This window comes from Okeania sp. SIO3I5 (genome assembly GCF_010672085.1).
Lineage (GTDB): Bacteria > Cyanobacteriota > Cyanobacteriia > Cyanobacteriales > Microcoleaceae > Trichodesmium.
Genome location: NZ_JAAHHT010000295.1, coordinates 1 through 10666 on the forward strand (window position 1 = coordinate 1; position 10666 = coordinate 10666).

At 35.6% G+C, this 10666-nt stretch carries 13 protein-coding genes and 1 pseudogene; 5 read left to right on the top strand and 9 right to left on the bottom strand.

Translation table 11 applies throughout. The features are described 5' to 3' along the window. Positions 1-22: 22 nt before the first annotated feature. Entirely contained in the window at positions 23-793 is a 771-nt protein-coding gene (locus F6K40_RS35515; protein ID WP_293143452.1) for an AAA family ATPase, read from the bottom strand. Between the two features lie 166 nt (positions 794-959). Here F6K40_RS35515 and F6K40_RS35520 point away from each other — a divergent pair, with 166 nt between their 5' ends. From F6K40_RS35520 to F6K40_RS35540, 5 genes and pseudogenes are all read left to right on the top strand, one after another. Continuing rightward, on the top strand, positions 960-1424 hold the full coding sequence (locus F6K40_RS35520) for a hypothetical protein (RefSeq protein WP_293143454.1): 465 nt from the start codon (positions 960-962) through the stop codon (positions 1422-1424). A gap of 304 nt (positions 1425-1728) precedes the next feature. Further along, a complete protein-coding gene (locus F6K40_RS35525; protein WP_293143456.1) occupies positions 1729-2103 on the top strand; it encodes a hypothetical protein in 375 nt (124 codons plus the stop codon). A 445-nt stretch (positions 2104-2548) separates the two neighbouring features. Continuing rightward, complete coding sequence (locus F6K40_RS35530) at positions 2549-2899, top strand: tetratricopeptide repeat protein (RefSeq protein WP_293143459.1); 351 nt, start codon at positions 2549-2551, stop codon at positions 2897-2899. Positions 2900-3160: 261 nt separating this feature from the next. Continuing rightward, positions 3161-3346, top strand: a pseudogene (locus F6K40_RS35535) (tetratricopeptide repeat protein); the annotation flags it as partial. Between the two features lie 283 nt (positions 3347-3629). Next, the gene (locus F6K40_RS35540; RefSeq protein ID WP_293143462.1) at positions 3630-5477 is read left to right on the top strand and encodes an SUMF1/EgtB/PvdO family nonheme iron enzyme; all 1848 of its coding nucleotides are present in this window, start codon (positions 3630-3632) and stop codon (positions 5475-5477) included. Positions 5478-5759: 282 nt separating this feature from the next. Here the strand turns inward: F6K40_RS35540 and F6K40_RS35545 are convergent, their stop codons facing one another. The 8 genes from F6K40_RS35545 to F6K40_RS35580 all read right to left on the bottom strand — a co-directional run. Then, entirely contained in the window at positions 5760-5927 is a 168-nt protein-coding gene (locus F6K40_RS35545; protein WP_293143465.1) for a DUF4926 domain-containing protein, read from the bottom strand. An 80-nt stretch (positions 5928-6007) separates the two neighbouring features. Then, positions 6008-6433 (bottom strand): HNH endonuclease, encoded by a 426-nt coding sequence (locus F6K40_RS35550; RefSeq protein ID WP_293143468.1) that lies wholly within the window; start codon positions 6431-6433, stop codon positions 6008-6010. Between the two features lie 20 nt (positions 6434-6453). Beyond that, positions 6454-6861 carry a hypothetical protein gene (locus tag F6K40_RS35555; RefSeq protein ID WP_293143472.1) on the bottom strand — a complete coding sequence of 136 codons (408 nt, stop codon included), beginning with the start codon at positions 6859-6861 and terminating at the stop codon, positions 6454-6456. A gap of 88 nt (positions 6862-6949) precedes the next feature. Further along, the gene (locus F6K40_RS35560; RefSeq protein ID WP_293143475.1) at positions 6950-7522 is read right to left on the bottom strand and encodes a Uma2 family endonuclease; all 573 of its coding nucleotides are present in this window, start codon (positions 7520-7522) and stop codon (positions 6950-6952) included. Between the two features lie 84 nt (positions 7523-7606). Next, positions 7607-8170, bottom strand: a complete 564-nt coding sequence (locus tag F6K40_RS35565; RefSeq protein WP_293143478.1) for a Uma2 family endonuclease — start codon at positions 8168-8170, stop codon at positions 7607-7609. An 84-nt stretch (positions 8171-8254) separates the two neighbouring features. Continuing rightward, positions 8255-8818 carry a Uma2 family endonuclease gene (locus F6K40_RS35570; protein WP_293143481.1) on the bottom strand — a complete coding sequence of 188 codons (564 nt, stop codon included), beginning with the start codon at positions 8816-8818 and terminating at the stop codon, positions 8255-8257. Positions 8819-8902: 84 nt separating this feature from the next. Then, positions 8903-9466, bottom strand: coding sequence for a Uma2 family endonuclease (locus F6K40_RS35575; protein WP_293143484.1), 564 nt, complete (start codon positions 9464-9466; stop codon positions 8903-8905). Positions 9467-9906: 440 nt separating this feature from the next. After that, positions 9907-10666 (bottom strand): ATP-grasp domain-containing protein (locus F6K40_RS35580; protein WP_293143487.1); only part of this gene is annotated, 760 nt, incomplete at its 5' end.

A 10666-nucleotide genomic window follows, 5' to 3' on the forward strand; every position in this document is an offset into this window, starting at 1 on the left:
CCTGTTTCCTATTCCCTATTCCCTATTCCCTGTTCCCAGTTAAGTGTTCCCTGTTCCCTAAAACCAAGGAATTTTGTACCTCACGCTTCTTGGGAATTGCTATACTACTAAATAATATATGTTTAAAACCATTTATCGCTTGCTGTAGTTGTTTTTCTAGTGCTGGTATATTGTCCTTATACGAACTATAAATTTTATAGTTGTCATGTAAATAGAGTAAGTAGTAGTACCAATTTGTAAAGTTTTCATAGACATCATATTTGTTATTTATGGAACGGTAATAATGGTCGGTAATTATATTGCTTGGAATTGTATTTCCAGGACAGAATATATTAGAAACCAGCTCCAGAAACTTTTTGAGCGAATCATCTTGATAGGATTTAAGCACAAAAATAGAAGTCGTGTCACTCCAATTATTTTTGATACTATTATTGCCTAATAATAAACGTTCAATCTCTCTTTCAAAAAAATTATTTATATTTAAGATGTAGGTATAAACTGTCCCAGAATTTTCCAAAGTCAAATTAAAGCATTGTTGCCTGCAATAGTTTATTGTTTGACTCCTAGTTCCTTCAGCAAATAGTTCTTTGATTTGATAATGCCTTTTTTCTTCGGAGTTGATTCTTTTTCCTAATATGAACTTTTGGAGTTTATGAATAACCTCAAATACAGTTGTTTTAACTGTTCCATTTTTGCCTATTAGTAAACTAATTTGTGAAAAATCAATAGAGATATTGTCTAGGCACTTATAGCCATCAACATATAATGTTTTGAGCAGATTTATTACCGACAAGACTTAAGTAGTCGATTAAATATTATATATATAGTAATTATTAGATATCTCCAGAAAAAAGGGAGTAGGGAGTAGGGAGTGGGGAGTGGGGAGTGGGGAGAAATAATTAACAGTAACTAACTCCGAATTTATCCAAAAAATCAAGATATAAATCTCAGGGATTGATATGAAAAATAAAAAAGATTTAGTCCGGATACAAATACCTAAAGAAAGACTTAAATATCCGGCTGATTATGTCAGAAATAAGCTTTTGAGTGACCCAGTATCATTTGAACTAATAGATATTTCAGCCCCTTCTGTAACTCCTTCTGTGATTTGGAAAAGAGCGCTACTTTTACAAACAGTAATTGACAACATTATTACTGAGTATTTTATTTGCAATTACAAAAATGGACAAATAGATATGACTGATTTTCCTCTGGGAATAGACGTATTAGAAACAGACATTCTTTGGGTTAATAACGTTTTGAATGACAACCCATTATTCCCTCTAGAATTCAATATTTTCCAGCAAACACACACAAAGGATTTAAGATATGAATCTAATTATCTAGAAATCAAGGAAAGTTTGTTAGTAAAAGATATTAAAGAATTGGAAAAGCAGACATTTTTTCTGATTTGTTTGGATTAGGATTTTCCGAATGAATAGATATTATTAGATCAGAATTTTCAGGGGCAACAGCAAAAATAGAATATTCACTAACCTCAAATTCGATAACTTTGCCTGGGGGGATGAACCAAGCACTGCTGCCATGCCTGAGATTTTCTGCGCCGTCATCCCCCAGATCAAGGGAAATGAAGTGAGAAGAGGAATTTAACGGGTTCATACCTAATCTAGATTTTGTCGATAGCTTGCCTGGTGCTAGCAATGCTAGCAACAATCAAAAAATATCTGTCGAAATTGACATAATTATCAGGGTAAACGGGAGAATAATTTGAACTGGGTAGAGTTGGGGACTATTTCCCCAGACCATGAATGGAAAATTTTTCCTCAAGAAGTGGGAGACTCTTCTACTTTTATGGCTGAATTTTCTACAGATTGGGATGCTTGGGAAAAAGTTGTTGGGTATCGTAGTTACGCTATTCTCAGATATTATTATAATGATTCTGTTGGTTTAAGCATAAGACTTTATCCTCAAACAAATTCAGTTGTTTTCAACTTTGATTCTGTTATAGAAGGAAGCAAAAAACTTGGCATTAAGAGAGTTTTGTCATATCGTCCTCAACCTTACAGACAATATAATTTAAGAGATTTTAGTTGCCATTCGGTTACTTTGAATTGGTCGATCAAACTTTTTGTTTCTAATTAATTTAACTGCAAATGTTTTTAATAATAATAGAAATAACAGCGGGAATTGTTCCTATTTTAGGGGCAATTTTTACAGGATTTTTATATTTAAATCAACTATTAACCTCGATAACAACTCAAGCAACAACTTATAAAATTCGATTATCTAATTTAGAAGAATAGGCCGAATATCAAGGGTTTAAAAAGGTCAAAACAGATTATGATTAATTAACTAGAAAATCGGCTATTCATAGGCCATATTTATTATGACAGTAATAATTGTGGCCATCGTTGGAAGCGATCGCTCTCGTTAAAAATTTTTTCATTTTTGTCGTAGTTACCCAGGGGGGGGTTGCTTTTTTTGGTAAAGGCCGTTATTGTAATTGACTAGGGATTTTCCTAAGAAATGGTTATCTATTCTCAGCGTTAATAGTCTGATGTTATTTAATATCAGTTTTCCTGTATTAATGTGGCCTAATATTGTTAATGGTGGAGAAGTTATTGTTCAGATAGACAAGAGTGCTGAGGCAGAAAGATTATTTAATCAGGGACTTGAACTATATCAGGAAGGTACAGCAGAATCTTTGAGGGGAGCGATCGCTAAATACAAAGAGGCACTATTGCTATTAAGGAAAACAGACGACCTGATTTGGGAAGCAGTTACACTTCTTTTGATTGGTCGTGTGTACCATGACTTAGGAGAAAAACAAGAAGCACTCAATTACTACGAGCAAGCTTTACCTATACTTCGGCAAATAAGCAATCGGGTTGGGGAAGCAACCGCTCTCAATAATATTGGCAATGTCTACAGTGACTGAGGAGAAAAACAAAAAGCTCTCAATTACTTAAATCAAGCTTTACCTATACTTCGGCAAGTAGGCAATCGGGTTGGGGAAGCAACCGCTCTCAATAATATTGGCAATGTCTACAGTGACTGAGGAGAAAAACAAAAAGCTCTCAATTACTTAAATCAAGCTTTACCTATACTTCGGCAAGTAGGCAATCGGGGTGGGGAAGCAACCACTCTCCATAGTATTGGCACTGTCTACAATGACTGAGGAGAAAAACAAAAAGCTCTCAATTACTTAAATCAAGCTTTACCTATACTTCGGCAAGTAGGCAATCGGGGTGGGGAAGCAACCACTCTCCATAGTATTGACACTGTCTACAATGACTTAGGAGAAAAACAAAAAGCTCTCAATTTTGACAATCAAGCTTTAGCTATACTTCAGGAAGTAGGCGATCGGGGTATTGCCTGTTTTTAGCTGTTAATTTTTAGGGTGGGATCCCGCAAGTGCGGCAGCTATATCGCCTGTCAGTCCAATAGTAACTTTTGGCTGGTATTCTATTGCACTATTTTAGGTGAAACGGTCCACTACGGGAGAAAGATTCTTGTTGGGTTTATCCTTATCCTACGGATAAGCTACGCTAACGGATAAGCTCCGCTAACGTCCCTCAACCCAACCTACACTTATTTCACCATTTTGGATGTGTCAGTTTAGTAGTATTAAATAATCAAATAAAGTATAGAAATCGGGTTTGTATAAAATGAAAATTCTACCTCGCATCTTTAGTCTAACTTTACTCTCCCTCGCTTTAACAAATTGTTCTGTTTCACCCGAAAAAATCAAATCTAGTATTGTCATAGTTAAAAATAAATCTGGGCATGGAACTGGTTTTTTTGTACATGGAAAACCGGGAGTTTGTAGTGTACTAACGGCAGCTCATGTTTTGCCAGAAAAAGGAGAAAATTTCGTAGAAACTAATGATAGGAAAGTCCGGCGGATTGCTAATATAGAAAGACATTCTTATGGTATAGATTTAGCTTTAGTTACTTTTCAACCAGAAGGAAACAAATGTAATTATCCACCTTTAAAAATAGGTAATTCCGAAAGTCTGAAAATACTTAGTCCGATTTATATTTCTGGTTTTCCGGCGCGGGGTTTGGGCAAAGGGAGGTTGGTATACCAGACTGTTAAAGGTGAAGTTTCTGGTTTGGATACTTTAGCGGAAGGTTATGGGATTTCCTATAGAGCTTTCACTGTGGGGGGAATGAGTGGAGCGCCTGTTATGGATCGGAATGGTAAGGTTGTGGCAGTCCACGGAATGAGTGATGTGGAAATAGTGAAAAGTTGGGCATCTAAACAGTCAAGTTTGTCTCCAGAAGAACAAAAGCTTTATCAGGAAGCAGTTAACAGAGTTAATGGGGATATACGTTTGACTTTTTCTTGGGGTATTCCCATAAGTTGGTTTCAGGAATCTGATTTTTATGATCGCGATACTTCTAGTTGGAGTTTGTGGGGGTTGTTTTATGGTGCGGTAATGTTTGGTAGTGGTAGTTTGATTTATTCTATGGTGAGATATTTTCAACTGCCAAAAGTTTCTACTCAGGTGAATGAGTTGGAAGAGCAACTGAGGAATGAGCAACGCAGACGAGAAGAAACTGAAAGAAGGTTAAGATCGGTACAAAATACTCGGAGTCAGACACAAAGGAAGTCGGAAAAGCCACCAGAGAATAAATCCTCTAATTTGCCTAAAGTACCATCAACGGCAGAATCAAAAAAAGGGAAGCTATTTACTTTTGAAGTTTTAACTGTGAACGACTCTGGTAATGTTACTAACCGCACCCAGGGAAGTGCTAGGCAAAAAATAGAAGATTTGGGTAATGGAATAAAGTTGGAAATGGTTTATATTCCTGGGGGAAGTTTTATTATGGGTTCGCCAGAAAATGAGGCTGAGAGACTGTCTTATGAAAGTCCGCAACATAAGGTAACTCTCCAACCTTTTTATATGAGCAAATATCCCATTACTCAAAATCAATACCAAGCAATAATGGGAAATAATCCTTCCCATTTTAAAGGAGGAAATCGCCCTGTAGAACAAGTAAGTTGGAATGACGCGACAGAATTTTGTCAAAAGCTATCTCAGAAAAGTGGAAAAATTTACAGGTTGCCCAGTGAGAGTCAATGGGAATATGCTTGTCGTGCTGGAACAACAACACCTTTTTATTTTGGAGAAACTATAACGTCTGAGTTAGTTAACTATGATGCCAACTATCCCTATGGCAATGCTCCTCAAGGAAAATGGCGAGAAGAAACAACCGATGTAGGAAGCTTTCCACCCAATGCTTTTGGTTTATATGATATGCACGGGAATGTATTGGAATGGTGTCAAGATGTTTTGCACAAGAACTATAATGGAGCGCCTACTGATGGTAGTGCTTGGGAAACTGGAGGACAAAGTTATAGAAGACTGCTCCGTGGTGGTTGCTGTAACTTCGGTTCTAGGCTTTGTCGCAGTGCCAGCCGCTTCTATATCGTTGCGGGCATCCACGTCATCCTGATCGGTTTTCGTGTGGTCTCGTCTGTTCCGGTCGTTTCTCCCCTTCGTTCCTAGGATTCTTCCCCTGTTTCCTAAATCAATCCGTATATCCGTGGCAAAATCCGTGTGTGCTCCGAGGATTCTTCCCCTGTTTCCTAAATCAATCCGTATATCCGTGGCAAAATCCGTGTGTGCTCCGAGGATTCTTCCCCTGTTTCCTAAATCAATCCGTATATCCGTGGCAAAATCCGTGTGTGCTCCTAAGATTCTTCCCCTCTTTTCTTTTTCCCTTTTCCCCTTTTCCCTTTTTTTCTTTTTCCTCTTTCGAGTCCCCCTAAAGCGGGACGATTTTTTTTTTCAGATATAGAGAATTAACTGAAGTTTACAGCAGTGTAGTTGATTACCAGAAATAGTTTCCACAGCATAAGTTGTTCCGTCATTATCAGAAAAATCTACTGCAAAAACATTGTTATTGTATTCCATAACAATTGTTGCTACTTGTCCTTTATATAAAATAATAGACATCTTCAGAAAAGAGGAAATAGAGAAGAGTAATTGATAACTTAATAGATAATAATTGATTGATTTTTGATTTTTGGAGAAGTCTAACCTAAAGGAGGATGCCAACCAACAGCTACCCAACGTTTTCTAGCAGCAACTATAACCGGATTATTAGTTCTTAAAGCTGTAACTGTGGCTCTACCAAAAGCGGTTATACCTTCAATTTTTGTCCCGTCAGAACTCCATTGAAAATGATGAGACCATTCTTGTTGACGTGGATTAAATAAAGATACTTTTTCTCCAGTTAAAGGATCGATCGCTTCAATAATATTACCTTTATATTCATTGCAGCTTTGACAAGCTAAACAAACATTTTCAAAGCTAGTTTCTCCACCTTTTGAAAGAGGATAAATGTGGTCGTGTGTCATACGAATACCACTATTTATTTCACTGGTTAAACAATAACAGCAAGAGTAGCGTTCGCTTTCTGCTATCTGAACCCGTAGAGTTTGGGAAATGTAAGAAGACATAATTCTTGGTTTTTCGTTGATTAATTAAGAGGATAAACTTTATATCCCCGCCATTGAAGCAAAGCTGCAGCCTGAGCTTTTTTTAACATAAATAAATCTGCTTCCCGGCGCATTTTGCTTAACTCTAATTGTTCCTGCTCTGTTAATTCTCTACTAGAATTAGCCTCAAGTAAACTATTATATTGTTTCATTTCTGCTTCTGTTTTTTGGCTGCGGGTAATACGCCACAAACTATCATCATCTAATCTATCTAATCCAGCAATATCTACTTGAAATTCCTCTGGAATATCGTCATAACTAGGAGGGATTCCTACTTTTAAAGTATGAATTACTATATCTTCAAGCTCACATTGCATTCCTCTGGCAGTATTAGCTAAACGTTGATAAATTGCTTCTGGAATTTCTAAAGTAACTGTTTTTGTTTGCATATTTATTGTTTGGATAGGGTTAAGAAAAAGTAGGAATCAGGAGTCATAATGAATGGTTTTAACCTAAATTCATCCGTATATCCGTGGCCTAATCCGTGTGTGCTCCCAATATTTCATCAACAGTAAAAGTAACATTAGACAAAGCTTGGATTTCTACAGTTTCACCACTTTTAAAAGTCTGCACAAATTCATAACCATTCGCCGTAGGTTGTCGATAAACTTCCAGACATTCTTCATTCAAATTTACCAACCAAACTTCAACAATATTATTTTCAGCATATAAAGGAACTTTTATTTCTCTGTCATATTTAATTGTTGTATCTGAAACTTCTATAAGGAGAAATACATTTTCTGGTTGAGGTTTTTGAGTCTCATAAAAATCTGGTCGTCGTTGCAACAAACTGATATCTGGTTGTGGTTCAGAAGTATTATTCAATCTTACAGAATCTTGAATTCCCACAGTAACAGTCTTTCCTAAACGCAAAAAGAAAAGTTCATTCAGACGTTTCACACAAGCTTCGTGACGAATACCCATAGGGGACATTTTGATAATTTCTCCTCTGATTAGTTCTAATCGTTCATTTCCAGTAAATACTCCTGCATCCAACATTTTGTCATACTGGTCTACAGTAAATAGTTGTCGCAATAATTGTACAGACATTATTAACTCCTTGAAAATAATTCTCTGAATTTGTATGGGTTGAAAAATTATACTTACTCTAAATATTCTAATTGAAAATTTCTGTTAATTTCCCAATATTTCATCAACAGTAAAAGTCACATTAGGCAAAGCTTGAATAGTTACATTTTCACCCCTTTGAAAAGTCTGCACAATTTCATAACCATTGGCAGTAGGTTGTCGGTAAACTTCCAGACATTCTTCAGTCAAATTTACCAACCAAACTTCAACAATATTATTTTCAGCATATAAAGGAACTTTTATTTCTCGGTCATATTTAATAGTTGTATCTGAAACTTCTATGAGGAGAAATACATTTTCTGGTTGAGGATGTTGAGTTTGACGAAAACCTTGCCGTCGTTGCACCAAACTTATATCTGGTTGTGGTTCAGAATTATTATTCAATCTTACAGGATCTTGAATTCCCACAGTAACAGTCTTTCCTAAACCCAAAATAAAAAGTTCGGCAAGACGTTTCACACAATCTGCGTGACGAACACCAATAGGGGACATTTTGATAATTTCTCCTCGAATTAGTTCTAATCGTTCATTTCCAGTAAATACTCCTGCATCCAACATTTTATAATACTGGTCTACAGTAAATAGTTGTCGCAATAATTGTACAGCCATTATTAACTCCTTGAAAATAATTCTCTGAATTTGTATGGGTTGAAAAATTATATTTACTCTAAATATTCTAATTGAAAATTTCTGTTAATTTCCCAATATTTCATCAACAGTAAAAGTCACATTAGGCAAAGCTTGAATAGTCACATTTTCACCCCTTTGAAAAGTCTGCACAATTTCATAACCATTCGCCGTAGGTTGTCGGTAAACTTCCAGACATTCTTCATTCAAATTTACCAACCAAACTTCAACAATATTATTTTCAGCATATAAAGGAACTTTTATTTCTCTGTCATATTTAATTGTTGTATCTGAAACTTCTATGAGGAGAAATACATTTTCTGGTTGAGGTTGTTGAGTCTGACGAAAACCTTGCCGTCGTTGCACCAAACTTACATCTGGTTGTGGTTCAGAATTATCGTTCAACCTGACAGGATTTTGAACTCTCACAGTAACAGTCTGTACTAAACGTAAAATGAACAGTTCGGCAAGACTGTCCACACAATCTCCATGGCGAACACCAATAGGGGACATTTTGATAATTTCTCCTCTGATTAGTTCTACTCGTTCATTTTCAGTAAATACTCCTGCATCCAACATTTTATAATACTGGTCTACAGTAAATAGTTGTCGCAATAATTGTACAGCCATTATTAACTCCTTGAAAATAATTCTCTGAATTTGTATGGGTTGAAAAATTATACTTACTCTAAATATTCTAATTGAAAATTTCTGTTAATTTCCCAATATTTCATCAACAGTAAAAGTTACATTAGGCAAAGCTTGAATAGTCACATTTTCACCCCTTTGAAAAGTCTGCACAATTTCATAACCATTCGCCCTAGGTTGTCGGTAAACTTCCAGACATTCTTCAGTCAAATTTACCAACCAAACTTCAACAATATTATTTTCAGCATATAAAGGAACTTTTATTTCTCGGTCATATTTAATAGTTGTATCTGAAACTTCTATAAGGAGAAATACATTTTCTGGTTGAGGTTTTTGAGTCTCATAAAAATCTGGTCGTTCTTGCAACAAACTTACATCTGGTTGTGGTTCAGAAGTATTATTCAATCTTACAGGATCTTGAATTCCCACAGTAACAGCTTCTCCTAAACGCAAAAAGAAAAGTTTATTCAGACGTTTCACACAAGCGGGGTGACGAATACCCATAGGGGACATTTTGATAATTTCTCCTCGAATTAGTTCTACTCGTTCATTTCCAGTAAATATTCCTGCCTCCAGCATTTTGTCATACTGGTCTACAGTAAATAGTTGTCGCAATAATTGTACAGCCATTATTAACTCCTTGAGAATAATTAATTATATGAGAAATCAACTCCAACAAAAGCAAAATTTATATTTATATAAACAGGACTAAAGCCATGCAAACCTAGAAACCGGGTTTTTTCGTCAATATTAATTATTAAAAACAATGATTTATCTTAAAAACCCGGTTTCTTTGCGTAAGTCCTAATCAAATAAAATCCGGTTCAACAGTTGTCATGGCGACGATAGGAAGCAATCTCCTAAACATAAGAGATTGCTTCCTTCCAGGGAGTGACCGTCGCAATGACTTGAGTATAGTAATTATCCGGATTTGATATTAAATATAGACGGAGATATACCTGAAGATTTAAACAAAGGTAATTTAATTTCACTACAGATACAAAGATGCCAATTCCTTCTCTCAAGATAATGAAATTGATAGCTGAATCCTGACTGCTGAATGCTTATCTTTAACTTGTTAATAATTCTATCAAATCTTCAGTTATCGGACAACCTGTTTGGTTTTCAAAATGAAGAAACATCGGACTAAAATTTGCTTCTAGAAAAATAAATTCTCCATTAGGTTTAAATCGCCAATCAATGCCAGTCCATTTTAACCCAAACGATCTAGTAATAGCTAAACATTGTTTTTTTATATCCTCTGGTGTTTCCAAATAGATTAATTTTGCTCGTTTATCTTCCCGAAAATCTAAGGAACTACTCCGAATTTCAGCAGAATAAACTTTTTCACCTATCACATAACTACGAATATTTGTACCGGGAATATATTCTTGGATTGTTACAGGAGAAATACTTAAAGCTAAATTCATCCGATTAATTTCTAGATGTTCTTTCGTTAAAAGCTGAGTATGAGAACCACCATAAACAGGTTTAAAAATTACATCCAGATAAGATTGAGAGAAATTGATAATTTCTTGAGCATCATTAGTTACTAATGTAGCTGGAATAGTTACACCTATTTTGTTGGCCAAACTTAATTGTAATGGTTTCTCTTTATGAAATTCGTAAGCTTCCCAACCATTCACCCATTTGTCCGGTTTTGAACGCATAAAAGAGCGTAACAAACCAATCGAATCATTTACCGCTATTGTCTCTTGATATGAATCAGTTAATTTCGGAACATTTACTCCGGAAAAAGTCCGCCAGAAAATTTTATTTATATCTGTTAAATCCCATTTTCTGCCATCTGGAAATGTTAAACATCCTGTA

Coding starts and splice junctions, on each gene's coding strand:
- F6K40_RS35520 (WP_293143454.1), top strand. CDS start 960: ATGAAAAATAAAAAAGATTTAGTCCGGATACAAATACCTAAAGAAAGA.
- F6K40_RS35530 (WP_293143459.1), top strand. CDS start 2,549: ATGTGGCCTAATATTGTTAATGGTGGAGAAGTTATTGTTCAGATAGAC.
- F6K40_RS35540 (WP_293143462.1), top strand. CDS start 3,630: ATGAAAATTCTACCTCGCATCTTTAGTCTAACTTTACTCTCCCTCGCT.
- F6K40_RS35545 (WP_293143465.1), bottom strand. CDS start 5,927: ATGTCTATTATTTTATATAAAGGACAAGTAGCAACAATTGTTATGGAA.
- F6K40_RS35550 (WP_293143468.1), bottom strand. CDS start 6,433: ATGTCTTCTTACATTTCCCAAACTCTACGGGTTCAGATAGCAGAAAGC.
- F6K40_RS35555 (WP_293143472.1), bottom strand. CDS start 6,861: ATGCAAACAAAAACAGTTACTTTAGAAATTCCAGAAGCAATTTATCAA.
- F6K40_RS35560 (WP_293143475.1), bottom strand. CDS start 7,522: ATGTCTGTACAATTATTGCGACAACTATTTACTGTAGACCAGTATGAC.
- F6K40_RS35565 (WP_293143478.1), bottom strand. CDS start 8,170: ATGGCTGTACAATTATTGCGACAACTATTTACTGTAGACCAGTATTAT.
- F6K40_RS35570 (WP_293143481.1), bottom strand. CDS start 8,818: ATGGCTGTACAATTATTGCGACAACTATTTACTGTAGACCAGTATTAT.
- F6K40_RS35575 (WP_293143484.1), bottom strand. CDS start 9,466: ATGGCTGTACAATTATTGCGACAACTATTTACTGTAGACCAGTATGAC.